Below are 17,970 nucleotides of genomic sequence, written 5' to 3'. Positions count from 1 at the left end.
TATCTTTGCAACCGGAAACGGATGAAAGGTGGAGGGGCGATAAAGCTCCTCTTTTTCGTTCTTATAGGATTAATCTATGATAGAAAAGAAAATTGTTTGTCAGATTGTTGACGAGTGGCTGGAAGGAAAAGACTATTTCTTGGTAGAAATAACGATCAGCCCGGATGACAAGATTTTGGTGGAGATAGACCACAAAGAAGGTGTTTGGATTGAAGACTGTGTAGAGCTGAGCCGATACATAGAATCCAAGTTGAACCGTGAGGATGAAGATTATGAGCTGGAAGTCGGTTCTGCCGGCATCGGACAGCCCTTCAAGGTGCTGCAACAGTACATCAACCACATCGGCAAAGAAGTGGAGATACTGACGAAGGAGGGTCGCAAACTGAGCGGCGTATTGAAGGATGCGAATGAACAACAATTTGTTGTTGCCATTCAGAAAAAAGTAAAAGAAGAAGGTGCTAAGCGTCCCAAACTGGTGGACGAGGACCTGACCCTGAAGTATGATGAGATAAAATATACTAAATACTTAATCAGTTTTAAATAAGACTATGGCCAAAAAAGAAGAAACTATCAGCTTGATAGATACATTTTCGGAATTCAAGGAACTGAAAAATATCGATAGAACCACTATGGTAAGTGTGCTCGAAGAGTCATTCCGTAGTGTGATTGCGAAAATGTTTGGCACCGATGAAAATTACGACGTGATCGTGAACCCGGATAAGGGTGACTTCGAGATATGGCGTAACCGTGAGGTAGTGGCGGATGAAGATATGGAGAATCCCAATCTGCAAATCCCTTTGAGTGAAGCACAGAAGATTGACGCCTCCTACGAAGTGGGTGAGGAAGTGACGGATGAAGTGATCTTTGCTAACTTTGGTCGCCGTGCCATCTTGAACCTGCGCCAGACTTTGGCCTCTAAGATTTTGGAACTGGAAAAAGACAGTATCTATAATAAATACATTGATAAGATAGGTAACATCATCAACGCAGAAGTTTACCAGATTTGGAAAAAGGAAATGCTGCTGATTGATGACGAAGGTAACGAATTGTTGTTGCCCAAGACCGAACAGATCCCGAGCGACTTTTACCGTAAAGGCGAAACTGCCCGTGCCGTTGTGGCCCGTGTAGATAACAAGAACAATAATCCTAAGATTATCCTGAGCCGTACATCGCCCGTGTTCCTGCAACGTCTGTTCGAGATGGAAGTACCCGAAATCAATGACGGACTGATTACCATCAAGAAGATTGCCCGCATCCCAGGTGAGCGTGCCAAGATAGCCGTTGAGAGCTACGATGACCGTATCGACCCGGTAGGCGCCTGCGTAGGTGTGAAGGGTAGCCGTATTCATGGTATTGTCCGCGAGCTTCGCAACGAGAATATCGATGTTATCAATTATACATCGAATATCCAGTTGTTTATACAGCGTGCCCTCAGCCCTGCTAAGATATCTTCCATTCGTTTGAATGAGGAAGAACATAAGGCAGAAGTGTTCCTGAAACCGGAGGAAGTATCGCTGGCTATCGGTAAAGGCGGTTTGAATATCAAGCTGGCCAGTATGTTGACTGAGTACACCATCGACGTGTTCCGCGAATTGGATCAGACAGTAGAAGATGAAGATATCTACTTGGATGAATTCCGTGATGAAATAGACGGTTGGGTTATCGACGCCATCAAGGCTATCGGTATTGATACTGCAAAAGCAGTGTTGAATGCTCCCCGTGAACTGTTGGTTGAAAAGACGGACCTCGAAGAGGAAACGGTGGACGAAGTATTACGCATTTTGAAATCGGAGTTTGAAGAAGAAGGAAATGAATAATGATTATTGATTGGTGATTAGTGTTTGGTTGCTAATCATTAATCATTAAACACTAATCACTAACTACCGCTTCTTTCTCCATTATTCATTAAATTTTAAGTATGACGATAAGGTTAAACAAAGTTACAAGAGATTTGAACGTGGGCATTACGACGGCTGTCGAGTTCCTGCAAAAGAAAGGGTATACCGTTGAGGCAAACCCCAATACGAAAATTACCGATGAGCAGTTTGATCTGCTCAAGAAGGAATTTAGTACAGATAAGGACCTTAAAATAAAATCGGAACGTTTTAGTCAGGAACGTCAGAGCAAGGACCGTGTGAAGTCCTCTGTTTCTATTGACGGCTATAAGGAAACGCAGGAAAAAGCGAAAACAGAAGAGATAAAGACGGTTGTGCCCGAAGACGCACGTCCGAAGTTTAAGCCTGTCGGCAAAATAGATTTGGATAAACTGAACCGTAGACCTGTTCAGGAGAAGGAGAAAGAAGTGGAAAAAGTTGTGGTAGTAGAGAAAAAAGTGGAAGAACCTGCACCGGTGGTTGTTGAAGAACCGAAGCCGCAGCCCGTTCCTGCTGCACCTCAGCCTGCACCGGTTGCCAAAGAAGAACCGGCTCCCCAGCCTGCTCCAGTGCCACAGCCAGAGCCAAAAGTAGAACCTAAGCCGGAACCAAAACCGGTTATTCAGCCTGCACCGGTTGCTAAAGAAGAACCGGCTCATGTTGTTGAGGTTAAGGTAGAACCTAAAAAGGAAGAAATGAAACAAGAACCTACTCCGGAACCCATTAAACAAGAAACTGTGGTTGAAAAAGAGGAGAAAGAAGTGGTAAACGGAGAAGATGAGATCTTTAAGATTCATCAGCCTGAGTTCGTATCGAAGATCAATGTCATTGGTCAAATCGACTTGGCAGCTTTGAATCAGTCTACACGTCCTAAAAAGAAATCGAAAGAGGAAAAACGCAAGGAACGTGAAGAGAAGGAAAAACAGCGCCAGGATCAGCGCAAGCAGATGAAAGAGGCGATTATCAAAGAAATCCGCCGTGACGATAACAAGCAGAAGGATACTAAAGATCCGAATGCTAAGGAGAATGACCCTACTAAGAAGAAACGTCTGCGTATTAATAAGGAGAAAGTTGATATCAACAATGCTCAGAATTTCCAAAACAACAATGGTAACGATCGTCCGAGAGGTAACAACCAACAAGGTGGCGGTAATAACCAGCAAGGTGGCAGAAATAATAATAATAACAACAATAATAGAAATAACAACAATAAAGACCGCTTCAAGAAACCGCTTATTAAGCAGGAAGTAAAGGAAGAGGATGTTGCTAAACAAGTAAAAGAAACCCTTGCACGCCTTACCTCTAAAGGAAAGAATAAAGGTGCCAAATATCGTAAAGACAAGCGCGAACTAGCTTCGAGCCGAATGCAGGAACTGGAGGACCAGGAAATGGCAGATAGCAAGGTATTGAAACTGACGGAGTTTGTAACTGCCAACGAATTGGCGAACATGATGGATGTTTCTGTGATGCAGGTTATCTCTACTTGTATGAGTATCGGTATGATGGTTTCCATCAACCAACGTCTGGATGCGGAGACTATCAACCTGGTAGCTGAAGAGTTCGGATATAAGACGGAATACGTTAGTGCGGAAGTTGCTCAGGCCATCATTGAAGAAGAGGATGCTGAGGAAGATCTCGAATATCGTGCCCCGATTGTAACAGTGATGGGACACGTTGACCACGGTAAGACTTCTTTGCTCGACTATATTCGTAAAGCAAATGTGATTGCCGGTGAGGCTGGTGGTATCACACAGCATATTGGTGCTTATCACGTGAAGTTGGACGACGGACGTAAGATTACATTCCTTGATACTCCGGGTCATGAGGCGTTTACCGCTATGCGTGCCCGTGGTGCGAAGGCTACGGATATCGCTATCATTATTGTTGCCGCCGATGACGATGTGATGCCTCAGACGAAGGAAGCTATCAACCATGCTATGGCTGCCGGTGTTCCTATCGTATTTGCTATCAATAAGATTGATAAACCTACTGCCAATCCCGACAAGATTAAGGAACAGCTTGCTGCTATGAACTTCCTGGTTGAAGAATGGGGAGGTAAATATCAGTCACAAGATATCTCTGCTAAGAAGGGGCTAGGTGTACCCGAGTTGATGGAGAAGGTATTGCTGGAAGCAGAAATGCTGGATTTGAAGGCAAACCCGAATCGTAATGCTACCGGTTCTATCATCGAATCTTCGTTGGATAAAGGACGTGGTTATGTAGCTACTATATTGGTATCTAACGGTACGCTGAAGGTAGGTGACATTGTGTTGGCAGGTACCAGTTATGGTAAGGTTAAGGCGATGTTCAACGAGCGTAATGCCCGTATGAAAGAGGCAGGTCCTTCTGCACCGGCTTTAATATTAGGTTTGAATGGTGCTCCTGCTGCAGGTGATACATTCCACGTGATTGAGACCGAACAGGAAGCTCGTGAAATTGCCAATAAGCGCGAACAGTTACAACGCGAACAAGGTTTGCGTACTCAGAAGATGTTGACGCTCGACGAAGTTGGACGTCGTCTGGCATTGGGTGACTTCCACGAACTGAACGTTATTGTGAAGGGTGACGTGGACGGATCAGTAGAAGCATTGAGCGATTCTTTGATTAAGCTGTCTACCGAACAGGTACAGGTAAATGTAATTCATAAGGGTGTGGGTGCAATCTCCGAATCGGATGTTTCACTGGCTGCTGCTTCGAATGCAATTATCGTAGGCTTCCAGGTACGTCCTTCAGGTTCTGCTGCTAAGTTGGCCGAAAACGACGGTGTGGATATCCGCAAGTATTCTGTTATCTACGACGCTATCGAAGAGGTGAAGGCTGCTATGGAAGGTATGTTGGCACCGACCGTGAAGGAGCAGGTAACTGCAAATATCGAAGTTCGCGAGGTATTCAATATTACCAAGGTTGGTCTCGTAGCCGGTGCTGTGGTGAAGAGCGGAAAGGTAAAACGCAGCGACAAGGCTCGTCTGATTCGCGAGGGTATCGTAGTATTTACAGGTTCCATCAATGCTTTGAAACGCTTCAAGGACGATGTGAAGGAAGTGGGTACCAACTTCGAATGCGGTATCAGCTTGACGAATTGCAACGACATCAAGGTAGGCGACATCATTGAATCTTACGAAGAAATAGAAGTAAAACAGACTCTGTAAGAGATATAAAATAGTAAGGCACGGATTACACGGATTTCACGGATTGGTTAAAGAAAAACCGTGCTTGTTTGTGTAATCCGTGCCTTTTTGTGTAGGATAATGGCATCTATAGATATTATCATCGTCATAGCAGTGGGCATAGGGGCAGTGCTTGGTTTCATGAAAGGTTTTGTGAAACAGTTGGCATCTTTGCTCGGGCTGATTATTGGTTTGTTGGCAGCGAGGGCGCTGTATGCCTCATTGGCAGAAAAGCTTTGCCCCACGGTGACGGACTCAATGACAGTTGCGCAGATATTGGCATTCATCATGATCTGGATTGCAGTGCCATTGGTGTTTGCGTTGGTGGCTTCGCTACTGACTAAAGCTATGGAGGCTATTTCACTGGGCTGGCTGAACCGTTGGCTAGGTTCCGGACTAGGTGCGCTAAAGTACCTTTTACTGGTAAGTCTGTTAATTGGCGTCATTGAATTTATTGACTCGGATGATAAGTTGATAGATAAAACAAAAAAGACAGACTCAGTGTTATATTATCCCATGAAATCATTTGCCGGGATATTCTTTCCCGTAGCAAAGCAGGTTACTGAACAATATATATTGAATAAATAATGCAACAGGAAGAACCCAATAAATATGTAAAGGAACTCACACAGGAGAAGTACAAGTACGGTTTTACGACCGATGTACACACTGATATCATTGAGCGAGGGCTGAATGAAGATGTGGTGCGACTTATTTCGGCAAAGAAAAATGAGCCGGAATGGATGCTAGAGTTCCGTTTGAAAGCGTACCGCCATTGGCTGACGCTGGAGATGCCCACTTGGGCACATCTCCGTATTCCCGAGATAGATTATCAGGCTATTTCCTACTATGCTGACCCGACGAAAAAGAAGGAAGGACCGAAAAGTATGGATGAAGTGGATCCTGAGTTAGTAAAGACTTTCAATAAGTTGGGCATTCCTTTGGAGGAGCAGATGGCATTGAGTGGTATGGCGGTGGATGCCGTGATGGACTCTGTATCTGTAAAGACTACCTTCAAAGAGACGTTGATGGAGAAAGGAATAATCTTCTGTTCTTTCAGCGAAGCCGTGCGTGAGCATCCGGACTTGGTGCAGAAATACATGGGATCGGTAGTGCCTTACCGTGATAATTTCTTTGCAGCGCTGAACTCGGCGGTATTCTCTGACGGATCGTTTGTATATATTCCGAAGGGAGTACGTTGCCCGATGGAGTTGTCCACTTACTTCCGTATCAACGCCCGCAATACCGGTCAGTTTGAGAGAACCTTGATTGTGGCGGATGATGATTCATACGTTTCCTATCTGGAAGGTTGTACAGCTCCCATGCGTGATGAAAACCAGTTGCATGCGGCTATTGTAGAGATTGTGGTACACGATCGCGCCGAAGTAAAGTATAGTACTGTTCAAAACTGGTATCCGGGCGATGCCGAAGGACGGGGTGGCGTCTATAACTTCGTGACAAAGCGTGGTCATTGCAAAGGTGTGGACAGTAAGTTATCCTGGACACAGGTTGAGACAGGCTCCGCTATTACCTGGAAATATCCTTCCTGCATTCTTACGGGTGATAATTCGACTGCGGAATTCTATAGTGTAGCGGTAACCAATCACTATCAGCAGGCAGACACGGGTACCAAGATGATACATCTCGGAAAGAATACCCGCAGTACCATTGTAAGCAAAGGTATTTCCGCCGGAAAGAGTGAGAATTCTTATCGTGGTTTGGTGCGTGTGGCTGCGAAAGCGGATAATGCCCGTAACTATAGCCAGTGTGACTCTTTACTACTTGGCGATAAATGTGGCGCACACACTTTCCCCTATATGGATATTCACAATGAGACGGCTATCGTGGAGCATGAAGCCACTACCAGCAAGATTAGTGAAGACCAGATATTCTATTGCAACCAACGAGGTATTTCTACTGAAGATTCAGTCGGTCTGATCGTAAACGGCTATGCCAAAGAGGTACTTAATAAACTGCCTATGGAATTTGCTGTAGAGGCGCAGAAGCTGCTCGCCATTTCCCTGGAAGGAAGCGTGGGATAATTGGACGATTAGACGATTTACGATTTACGATTGAAGTTTGATTGTAGATGTGAGTCGTTTAATATCCATGAGTAATATCAATCGTAAATCGTTAAATCGTAAATATAAAGATGTTAGAAATAAAAGACCTATATGCCAGTATCAATGGCAAAGAAATATTAAAGGGCATCAACCTTACTATCCGTGACGGTGAAGTGCACGCACTGATGGGACAGAATGGTGCTGGTAAAAGTACACTGAGTAATGTACTTGTGGGACATCCGGCATACGAAGTGACACGTGGCTCGGTAACGTTTAACGGAAAAGACCTTTTGGCTATGAGCCCCGAGGACCGCGCCCATGAAGGAATTTTCCTATCTTTTCAGGCACCGGTCGAGATTCCGGGAGTTTCGATGGTAAACTTTATGCGTGCTGCTGTGAACGAGCAACGCAAGTATCGCCATTTGCCTGCACTATCAGCAAGCGAATTCCTGAAGTTGATGCGCGAAAAACGTGCCATTGTGGAGTTGGACAACAAACTGGCGAATCGAAGTGTAAACGAAGGATTCAGTGGTGGTGAGAAGAAACGTAACGAGATTTTCCAGATGGCCATGTTGGAACCTACCTTCGCTATTTTGGATGAGACGGACTCCGGTCTTGACGTAGATGCCTTGCGTATTGTAGCCGATGGCTTCAATAAACTGAAAACTCCGCTGACCAGCGCTATGGTTATCACCCACTATCAACGTTTATTGGATTATCTGAAACCTGACCATGTACACGTATTGATGGGAGGACGTATCGTGAAATCCGGCGGTCCCGAATTGGCTAAGGAAATTGAAGCACGTGGCTTCGATTGGATAAAAAAAGAGGCAGGAGAGTAAACTATGGGTGTAGAACAACAATACATAGACCTTTTCTCCCAAACCGAGGCAATGATATGCAGGCATAGTGCTGAGGTGCTGAATGCGCCGCGTGCTGCTGCATTTGCCGACTTTGAGCGGCTAGGATTTCCTACCCGTAAACAGGAGAAATATAAATATACGGATATCAGTAAGTTCTTTGAACCCGATTATGGCTTGAACCTGAACCGACTGGACATTCCCGTAAATCCTTACGATGTATTCAAGTGCGATGTACCCAATATGAGTACCGCCCTGTACTTCGTGGTGAATGATGCATTCTACAACAAGTCTTTACCCAAGTTCAACCTGCCTGAAGGTGTTATTTTCAGTAGTTTGAAAGAGGTAGCGGAACAAAATCCGGAATTGGTGAAGAAATACTATGGTAAGTTGGCGAATACTTCTGAAGATGGAGTGACAGCCTTCAATACCGCTCTCACACAAGATGGCGTTTTGCTGTATGTACCGAAGAATGTTGTAGTGGACAAACCCATCCAATTGGTTAATATCTTACGCGGTGATGTGAACTTCATGGTGAATCGCCGTGTGCTGATTATCTTGGAAGAAGGAGCACAAGTACGCCTCTTGGCATGCGACCATGCCATGGACAATGTTAACTTCCTGGCAACTCAGGTCGTAGAAGTATTTGTGGGTGAGAATGCGAATCTCGATTTCTATGAATTGGAAGAAACGCATACCAGTACGGTACGTATCAGTAACATGTATGTAAAGCAGGAAGCAAACAGCAATGTCTTGCTGAATGGTATGACTTTGCATAACGGTACCACCCGTAATACGACCCAAGTATTGCTTGCCGGCGAAGGAGCTAATCTCAACTTCTGCGGTATGGCTATTGCGGATAAGAATCAGCATGTCGATAATAATACCACTATTGACCATGCCGTTCCCAATTGTACCAGTAATGAACTTTTCAAGTATGTACTTGATGATCAGTCTACAGGTGCTTTTGCTGGATTAGTCTTGGTACGTCCCGACGCACAACATACCAGTTCCCAGCAAACTAACCGTAACCTTTGTGCCACCCGCGAAGCACACATGTATACTCAGCCACAACTGGAAATCTATGCAGATGACGTGAAATGTAGTCATGGAGCTACAGTGGGACAACTCAACGAGAATGCCTTGTTCTACATGCAACAACGTGGTATCACTGCCCGTGAAGCTCGTTTGTTATTGATGTTTGCTTTTGTCAACGAAGTCATTGATACCATCCGTTTGGATGCTTTGAAGGATCGCCTGCATCTCTTGGTAGAAAAACGTTTCCGTGGGGAACTGAATAAATGCGAAGGATGCGCAATATGTAAGTAATTACTTGATAATTAAGACCTGTTGAACAATGAATATACAAAAGATAAGAGAGGATTTCCCTATACTCTCTCGTGAGATTTATGGTAAGCCATTGGTTTATTTAGATAATGGTGCTACCACTCAGAAGCCTCGTTGTGTGATAGATGCTATTACAGAAGAATACTATTCTGTCAATGCCAATGTACATCGTGGAGTGCATTTCTTGTCCCAGCAGGCTACGGAACTGCATGAGGCTTCCCGTGAAACGGTACGTAAATTCATTAACGCCCGTTCTACAAACGAAGTCATCTTTACGCGCGGAACAACAGAAAGTATTAATTTGCTTGTGTCGAGTTTCGGTGAAGAGTTTATGCAGGAAGGGGATGAAGTTATTCTTTCTGTGATGGAACACCATAGCAATATAGTTCCTTGGCAGTTACTGGCAGCTAAGAGAGGCATTGCCATTAAAGTTATTCCAATGAATGACAAAGGCGAACTTTTGCAAGACGAGTACAAGAAATTGTTTTCCGAACGCACAAAGATCGTCAGTGTAACGCATGTTTCTAATGTGCTGGGTACAGTCAATCCGGTGAAGGAGATGATTGCTTTTGCCCATGAACAGGGCGTACCTGTGCTTATAGACGGTGCACAATCCATCCCTCATATACCAGTGGATGTACAGGATTTGAATGCCGATTTCTTTGTCTTCTCCGGTCATAAAGTTTATGGACCTACCGGCATAGGTGTACTTTACGGTAAGGAAGAATGGCTGGATAGAATGCCTCCCTATCAAGGTGGTGGCGAAATGATACAGCATGTCTCTTTTGAGAAGACTACCTTCAACGAACTTCCTTTCAAGTTTGAAGCCGGTACTCCGGACTATATCGGTACTACCGGACTTGCAAAGGCTCTGGACTATGTATCTCTACTTGGTATGGATAAGATTGCCACCCATGAGCACGAATTGACCGGGTATGCCATGCAGCGCCTCAAAGAAATTCCGGGAATGCGAATATTTGGAGAAGCCGCAGAGAAAGGAAGTGTTATTTCTTTCCTGGTGGGCGATATTCATCATTTCGATATGGGTACATTGCTCGACCGCCTCGGCATTGCTGTTCGTACAGGCCATCATTGTGCCCAGCCTCTGATGCAACGTCTTGGAATAGAAGGAACCGTACGCGCTTCTTTCGGACTTTATAATACAAAAGAAGAAGTTGATAAGTTGGTAGCCGGCATTGAACGTGTCAGCAAAATGTTCTGATAGAATAGGCTTTCTAGCATTGATATTTTATAAGTCGGGCACCCGAATCTGAGGTAATCCTTGGGTTCGGGTGCCCGTTTTTAGCCGGATGTAACCATAGAAGAACAAAATGTTACATTCCTGATAAGATTAGTAACATAGCATTAAGAAATTGAAAGGTTATCTCTCTCTATTTTCCTTTTAATCCACTATTTTTGTACCAACCGATATTTGGTTTCCTATAGGACAGAAATCGGCTCCTCAATCAATATATATTTAATACTATACGAACATGAACAGAAAACTTCGTTTACTCTTTGGGATCGGTAGCTTTTGTCTTTGCCTTCCCGTGTTTGCCCAACTTCCTTATCAGAATCCGGACTTATCACCGGAGAAACGTGCTAATGACCTGCTTGGTCGCCTGACGCTGGAGGAAAAAGTCTTGTTAATGCAGAACACTTCTCCCGCCATTCCTCGCTTGGGAATAAAAGAATACGATTGGTGGAATGAAGCTTTGCATGGTGTGGGACGTGCCGGATTGGCTACAGTTTTTCCCCAATCCATCGGAATGGGAGCTTCTTTCAACAATGATTTGCTATTGCAAGTTTTTACGGCTGTTTCCGATGAAGCCCGTGCTAAGTCTACTCAGTTCAGCAAAGAAGGAGGACTGAAACGCTATCAAGGTTTAACAATGTGGACACCTAATATCAACATCTTTCGTGATCCGCGCTGGGGGCGGGGACAAGAAACCTACGGCGAAGACCCCTATCTGACTGCACAGATGGGAATGGCTGTTGTCCGTGGTTTACAAGGTCCGGAAGACCAGAAGTATGATAAACTCCATGCTTGTGCCAAGCACTTTGCTGTGCACTCCGGTCCCGAGTGGAATCGTCATAGCTTCAATGCAGAAAATATAAAACCGCGCGATTTGTGGGAAACCTATCTGCCTGCTTTTAAAGATTTGGTGCAGAAAGCCAATGTAAAAGAGGTGATGTGCGCTTACAACCGTCTTGAGGGTGATCCTTGTTGTGGAAGTAACCGTCTGCTGATGCAAATTCTTCGCAATGAATGGGGTTATCAGGGACTGGTAGTTTCTGATTGTGGCGCTATCTCAGATTTCTATACGGACCGGGCACATAAAACTCATCCGGATATGAAGCACGCTTCTGCAGGAGCTGTTCTGAACGGAACTGATGTGGAGTGTGGTACTAATTATGAATCTTTGCCCCAAGCCATAAAAGAAGGTTTGATTAGTGAAGAAAGCATTGATACGTCTGTAAGACGCCTGCTGAAAGCTCGTTTTGAATTGGGTGAAATGGATGATAATCCTAACTCTTGGAATGAGATTCCTTATAGTGTGGTTGATAGTAAGGAGCATCGGGATCTTGCCTTGCGTATGGCGCATGAAAGCATTGTACTTCTGCAAAACAAGAAGAACGTGTTGCCACTTAATAAGAAAATGAAGATAGCTGTGGTGGGGCCTAATGCCAATGACTCGGTAATGCAATGGGGTAATTACAACGGATTTCCTTCTCATACTGTCACTTTACTGGAAGGCATCAAGCAATATGTACCCGAAGCACAGATCATCTTTGAACCGGGTTGTGATTATACTTCAGGGTTGGCTATGCAGAGCGTATTTCAGCAATGCAGCATGAATGGCAAAAACGGTTTCAGTGCGAAATATTGGAATAATCCCAAACAAGAGGGTAATCCGGATGTGTTGACTCACGTTAGTACTCCATTCCGTTTCATAACTACCGGTGCTACTGCCTTTGCTGCCGGGGTTAATTTGTCCGATTTCTCAGCTTGCTATGAAGCAGTCTTCCGTCCTACGCAAACAGAGGATATATCTTTCCGCTTCCAGACTCAGGGAGCCACACGCCTTTGTATAGATGGTAAAGAAGTGGCTGCGGGATTAAACTTCAAGCACAATGCCAATGTATATACACTCAAAGCCGAAGCTGGAAAAGAGTATCAGATAAAGATAGATTTTGCTTTTTACAACAGAGATGCGGCACTCGACTTTGATATGGGACGCGAAGTGCCTGTTGATTTTACTAAGAGCATTCAACGAATCAAGAGTGCTGACGTAGTGATCTTTGCCGGTGGTATTTCCCCTTCACTCGAAGGAGAGGAGATGCGTGTCACTATTCCCGGCTTTAAGGGTGGCGACCGTGAAACTATAGAATTACCTGCTATTCAAAGCCGTTTGATAAGCGAATTGAAGAAAGCGGGTAAGAAGGTGGTATTTGTAAACTTCTCCGGCTCTGCTATTGCTATGCCTGCGGAGAAAGATGCGTGCGATGCCATTCTGCAAGCTTGGTATCCGGGACAAGCTGGAGGTACAGCTATTGCTGATGTTCTGTTCGGCACCTATAATCCTGCAGGTAGACTGCCTGTCACCTTCTATAAGAGTACTTCCCAGTTGCCTGATTTTGAAAATTATAACATGACAGGACGTACCTATCGCTATATGACGGAGAGTCCGTTATTTCCGTTTGGTTATGGATTGAGTTATACAACTTTCCAATATGGCAATGCTACTTTGAGTGCAGCTACTATTGGTTACGATGATAAAGTGACACTGAACATCCCTGTTAGTAATATCGGCAAGAAAGATGGTGAAGAAGTGGTACAGGTATATGTACGTCGCCCAGGTGATAAAGAAGGTCCTTCGCATGCATTAAGAGCATTCAAGCGGGTAGCTATAGCGAAAGGACAAACCAGTCAGGTAGAGATACCTCTTCTGAAAGAAAATTTCGAATGGTTTGATACAGATACCAATACGATGCGTCCTATAGAAGGAGAATATGAATTGCTGTATGGTAGTTCATCGGATATGAACAGTCTGAAGTCTATTACTATTACGGTGAAATGATTCAGATTTCGCAAGTAGTTTCATAAGGCTGAAAACCATTCAGACTACTTGCGGAACTTCAGTGAAATGAAATTGATAAAATAAAGGGAACCTTCAGATTGAAAGTTCCCTTTATTAGTATGGTATATGTAATTATTCTTATTTGTACCAGTCTTTATCTTCTTTTCCACCGGTCTTGGCCCAATTGGAGAACTTCGGATAACTTTGATCGATAGACTTCTTTTCTTCTGTACTGAAGGTTTCTGCATCGATCAGATGGATAGCAAACGGATAGCTTTCTGCTGCCACGTAATAGAGACCTGCGGTTGGATCGGACAAGTCATTGCCTGAATGGAATAATTCCATATTAGCCTTTGTGGTGGGAGCATGATTTATCAAGTGAACTTCAGTGCGTGATGTACCTTGATTGCTATGAACAAAGATAAACGGATTGTAAGGAGCTACACCGAAAGCTTCATGGTCTACCGGCATCTTAAATGTATTCTTAATCTTGTAAGTAGACGTTTTTGTATTGTTACCAGTTTCATCAAGAGCATTTAGGAATACATTTACTGTAGCTTTGTTAATATCAGCATCCAATCCTTGAGCGGTGAATGTAGAAGGGTTTTCAGTAAATTCTGTAGTTACATTGCTACGATCCGTATTCAATTGGTATGCAAAACCGTTCTTGTAGTCTGCACCCGACCAAAGTGCAGTAAAGGTATCTTCTGTATTCAAAACTTCGTTCTTGGTATTAAAGCTCATAACAGATTTGTACTTCACGATTACATCATTTAAGTCGTAATCCCCCTTAGCAGGCCAATTATCCTCAAAAGCCATGATACCATTGTAGGTCATACGGTAAGCTATAGATTGGTCACCTTCTTCAGGCTTTTCTTCGGGTACTTCCGGTACTTCCGGAGCAATCGCTTCTATAGGATTGGACCATACGTTGAACATTACATCATTGTAATCGCTGTCACTCCAATCTTCAAATGAAAGGACTACGAAATCATTGATACGGAATGCGGCTGTATGTGTACGTCCATTGTCGTTGGTATTTAAACTGGGTGTAGAGTGAAATCTTGTGCCACTTCCATTGCTGGTACTATATGCGTCATTAATGAGGAACCATCCGATACTTACTCCATTCGGAAATTCAGTACCTTGATCCACGCCGTTTTCATTAATATAATGAAGTTTCACGCATTCGCCTCCTTTAAGTGCTACAGGCTTATTCCAATGGTCGGATGAAGTAAAAGTATTGGGAAATATGATATATTTCTTAGCGTTTTTGATAGCATCTTGATTGGCTCCGCTCTTATAGCAATAATAGCCAAATGTACTGGCTGCACTACTGGTACCTCCGATAAAACGAACGAATACTTCTGCTTTACGTCCTTCAGGATCATTTACTGTAAAGTCAGTAGACTGACGATAATCATCAGGACAGACTTTCCCTTCAGGTAATGTTTTATTGATTGTATTCAGGATAGAAGCAGAAAGTGACAATTCTCCTTCAGTATCTAAATAATTTGGACGTCCTTTTGCATTCCAAGTGCCTAAAGTGTAATACCCCGTAGGTGCATTTGTATAAGCACGTGTATTGGATGCATCCTTGCTGATACTTTCATAGTTTATCTCCGCGTTAATAGCGTTATCGCTGATAGTTGCTTTAAACAATCCCGGTACACCTATATAAGATGTATAGATATAGGCTTCATTTCCACGGTCTGCTGTGATAACTTCCTTTCCGTTATATGCACCGTTACCATCCGTCATACGGGTAATAACCGGGCTGATATCAGTACGCTTTACAGCTTGTCCGTCTTTGTCAATGGTAAACGGATTTTCAAGATAAACTTCGAACAGAACTTTGTAGCCCTCAGGCACATCGTACTTTACATTCAGCTGAATAGATGAAGTTGTTTCAAACGGGAAAGTATTAGGAGTATTTTCTTCCCCTTTACCATTATCCGGATTATAGACATCTTGCTCGCAACTTGCGAATGCAAATGCTATCATGATGCTGCATAGTAAAGTCGTCAGCATCTTTGAAGTTTGACTTAAATTGAATTGTTTCATAATGGTACCTCCCATGTTATGTTGTTTATGCGCTACAAAAATACAACAAAAGTTGTAATATATATCTATATGGTAGAGGTTTTCTTTATAAAATATACAAATTTTATGCATTTAAGAGTAAAACCTTAGTTATTTACGTCCGCCAATCAGAATTCTTATCCTATTCATTTGCTTATTTCGTTTAGAATCAATACTTTTAGAACTTCGTTCAACCTTCTAAAAATGAATCAAGCTATGGACCAATTTCTTTTCTGGCTGATTCCAGCCGCTTCTGTTCTGGCACTTTGTTTTGCCTGGTATTTCCACCGTCAAATGATGAAAGAGAGTGAGGGTACTCCGCAAATGGTAAAGATTGCCGCTGCTGTGCGCAAAGGTGCTATGTCTTACCTCAGACAGCAATACAAGATTGTTGCGTGGGTATTTCTGGCACTGGTGATTCTCTTTTCGATTATGGCTTACGGCTTTGGAGTGCAGAACTCTTGGGTACCTATAGCTTTCCTTACCGGTGGCTTTTTCTCCGGTCTTTCCGGTTTCTTGGGAATGAAGACGGCTACATACGCTTCGGCGCGTACGGCAAATGCTGCGCGTCACTCTTTGAATGCAGGTTTGCGTATCGCTTTCCGAAGTGGTGCGGTGATGGGACTGGTGGTTGTTGGTTTGGGGTTACTAGATATCTCCTTCTGGTATCTAGTTCTCAATGCGGTGATTCCTGCCGATTTGATAACTCCGACTCATAAGCTCTGTATCATTACCACTACGATGCTGACTTTTGGTATGGGAGCTTCCACGCAGGCTTTGTTTGCCCGTGTGGGTGGTGGCATCTATACAAAGGCTGCCGATGTGGGTGCTGATCTTGTAGGTAAAGTAGAAGCCGGTATTCCCGAAGACGATCCGCGAAATCCGGCTACCATTGCCGATAACGTAGGTGATAATGTGGGTGACGTTGCAGGTATGGGAGCTGACTTGTACGAAAGTTATTGTGGCTCTATCCTGGCTACGGCTGCTTTGGGTGCTGCGGCGTTTATCCATACGGGTGACACGTTGATGCAGTTCAAGGCGGTGATTGCACCGATGCTGATTGCGGCAGTCGGAATTATCCTTTCCATTATCGGTATCTTCTCCGTTCGTACAAAGGAGAATGCTACGATGAAAGACTTGCTCAATTCATTGGCACTCGGAACTAACTTGAGCTCCGTATTGATTGTTATTGCTACTTTCTTTATCCTTTGGTTACTAGGATTGGATAACTGGATGTGGATTTCGTGTGCAGTAGTTGTAGGTTTGGTAGTGGGCATTATCATCGGTCGTTCTACTGAATATTATACTTCTCAATCCTATCGTCCTACTCAAAGGCTGAGTGAAAGTGGGAAGACCGGTCCGGCTACCGTTATTATTTCGGGTATTGGACTCGGTATGTTGTCTACGGCTATTCCGGTGATTGCAGTAGTGATAGGTATCATCGCCTCTTATCTTTTCGCTTCCGGTTTCGATTTCTATAATGTCGGTATGGGACTCTATGGCATTGGTATTGCAGCCGTAGGTATGCTTTCTACTTTGGGCATTACGCTTGCAACAGATGCTTACGGACCGATAGCCGACAATGCGGGTGGTAATGCCGAGATGTCTGCTTTAGGTGAAGAAGTACGTAAACGTACCGATGCACTCGATTCTCTGGGTAATACTACGGCTGCAACGGGCAAAGGTTTTGCCATTGGTTCTGCTGCCCTTACAGGATTGGCTTTACTGGCATCCTATATAGAAGAAATCCGTATCGGACTTACCCGTCTGGGTATGACCGATCTGCATGTAGGCAAGGATCTTGTATCTGTGCAAGATGCTAATTTCTTCGACTTTATGTACCATTATGACGTAACCCTGATGAATCCTAAAGTACTTTCGGGTATGTTTCTTGGTAGTATGATGGCGTTCCTGTTCTGTGGTTTAACAATGAATGCTGTAGGACGTGCCGCTTCTCACATGGTAGATGAAGTACGCCGTCAGTTCCGTGAAATCAAGGGTATTCTATCAGGCGAAGCAGAACCCGATTATGAACGCTGTGTAGCTATTTCTACCAAAGGTGCACAACGCGAGATGGTAATCCCATCATTGATAGCCATTGTTGCTCCCATTCTGACAGGATTTATTTTCGGTGTTCCCGGTGTATTGGGCCTTCTGATTGGTGGTCTTAGCAGTGGATTTGTGCTTGCTATCTTTATGGCTAATGCAGGTGGCGCATGGGATAATGCCAAGAAGTATGTAGAAGAAGGCAATCTTGGTGGAAAAGGCAGTGAAGTGCATAAAGCAACTGTGGTAGGCGATACAGTAGGTGACCCGTTCAAAGATACTTCCGGTCCGAGTCTGAACATCCTTATCAAGCTGATGAGTATGGTTGCTATTGTAATGGCAGGGCTTACCGTGGCGTGGAGTCTATTCTAAAAGAATGGTACTTTGCCATTTCGTTGGCAAAGTTTTGCCATCATATTGGCAAGACCTTGCCATCGGATAGGCAAAGT

The 17,970-nt window shown here is 44.0% G+C and carries 11 protein-coding genes; 10 read left to right on the top strand and 1 reads right to left on the bottom strand.

The annotated features are described in order from the left end of the window. Window positions 1-76 precede the first annotated feature (76 nt). From rimP to xyl3A, 9 genes are all read left to right on the top strand, one after another. Entirely contained in the window at window positions 77-544 is a 468-nt protein-coding gene (gene rimP, locus Q1W14_RS03405; protein WP_300699288.1) for a ribosome assembly cofactor RimP, read from the top strand. A 4-nt stretch (window positions 545-548) separates the two neighbouring features. Next, a complete protein-coding gene (gene nusA / locus Q1W14_RS03400; protein WP_300699286.1) occupies window positions 549-1,817 on the top strand; it encodes a transcription termination factor NusA in 1,269 nt (422 codons plus the stop codon). A gap of 101 nt (window positions 1,818-1,918) precedes the next feature. Then, a complete protein-coding gene (gene infB / locus Q1W14_RS03395) occupies window positions 1,919-5,023 on the top strand; it encodes a translation initiation factor IF-2 (protein ID WP_300699284.1) in 3,105 nt (1,034 codons plus the stop codon). A gap of 99 nt (window positions 5,024-5,122) precedes the next feature. Further along, complete coding sequence (locus Q1W14_RS03390) at window positions 5,123-5,629, top strand: CvpA family protein (protein WP_300699282.1); 507 nt, start codon at window positions 5,123-5,125, stop codon at window positions 5,627-5,629. Then, window positions 5,629-7,083 carry a Fe-S cluster assembly protein SufB gene (gene sufB, locus Q1W14_RS03385; protein WP_300699280.1) on the top strand — a complete coding sequence of 485 codons (1,455 nt, stop codon included), beginning with the start codon at window positions 5,629-5,631 and terminating at the stop codon, window positions 7,081-7,083. The genes Q1W14_RS03390 and sufB overlap by 1 nt, the downstream gene beginning before the upstream one ends. Before the next feature lie 110 nt (window positions 7,084-7,193). Continuing rightward, on the top strand, window positions 7,194-7,946 hold the full coding sequence (gene sufC / locus Q1W14_RS03380) for a Fe-S cluster assembly ATPase SufC (RefSeq protein ID WP_300699278.1): 753 nt from the start codon (window positions 7,194-7,196) through the stop codon (window positions 7,944-7,946). A 3-nt stretch (window positions 7,947-7,949) separates the two neighbouring features. Continuing rightward, the gene (gene sufD / locus Q1W14_RS03375; protein WP_300699276.1) at window positions 7,950-9,293 is read left to right on the top strand and encodes a Fe-S cluster assembly protein SufD; all 1,344 of its coding nucleotides are present in this window, start codon (window positions 7,950-7,952) and stop codon (window positions 9,291-9,293) included. A gap of 28 nt (window positions 9,294-9,321) precedes the next feature. Beyond that, window positions 9,322-10,533 carry a cysteine desulfurase gene (locus tag Q1W14_RS03370; RefSeq protein WP_300699274.1) on the top strand — a complete coding sequence of 404 codons (1,212 nt, stop codon included), beginning with the start codon at window positions 9,322-9,324 and terminating at the stop codon, window positions 10,531-10,533. Between the two features lie 271 nt (window positions 10,534-10,804). Continuing rightward, window positions 10,805-13,393 (top strand): xylan 1,4-beta-xylosidase, encoded by a 2,589-nt coding sequence (gene xyl3A / locus Q1W14_RS03365; RefSeq protein ID WP_300699272.1) that lies wholly within the window; start codon window positions 10,805-10,807, stop codon window positions 13,391-13,393. A gap of 138 nt (window positions 13,394-13,531) precedes the next feature. Here the strand turns inward: xyl3A and Q1W14_RS03360 are convergent, their stop codons facing one another. Further along, on the bottom strand, window positions 13,532-15,457 hold the full coding sequence (locus tag Q1W14_RS03360) for an LruC domain-containing protein (protein ID WP_300699303.1): 1,926 nt from the start codon (window positions 15,455-15,457) through the stop codon (window positions 13,532-13,534). Between the two features lie 234 nt (window positions 15,458-15,691). Between Q1W14_RS03360 and Q1W14_RS03355 the strand changes: the two genes are divergently transcribed. Then, window positions 15,692-17,893: a sodium-translocating pyrophosphatase gene (locus Q1W14_RS03355; protein WP_300699270.1), complete on the top strand. Its 2,202-nt coding sequence runs from the start codon at window positions 15,692-15,694 to the stop codon at window positions 17,891-17,893. Window positions 17,894-17,970: the final 77 nt, after the last annotated feature.

The sequence above is a fragment of the Bacteroides sp. genome, assembly GCF_030151085.1.
Taxonomy (GTDB): Bacteria; Bacteroidota; Bacteroidia; order Bacteroidales; family Bacteroidaceae; genus Bacteroides.
Note: the sequence above shows the minus strand (reverse complement) of the source record. Positions and strands in the feature narration are given on the sequence as shown.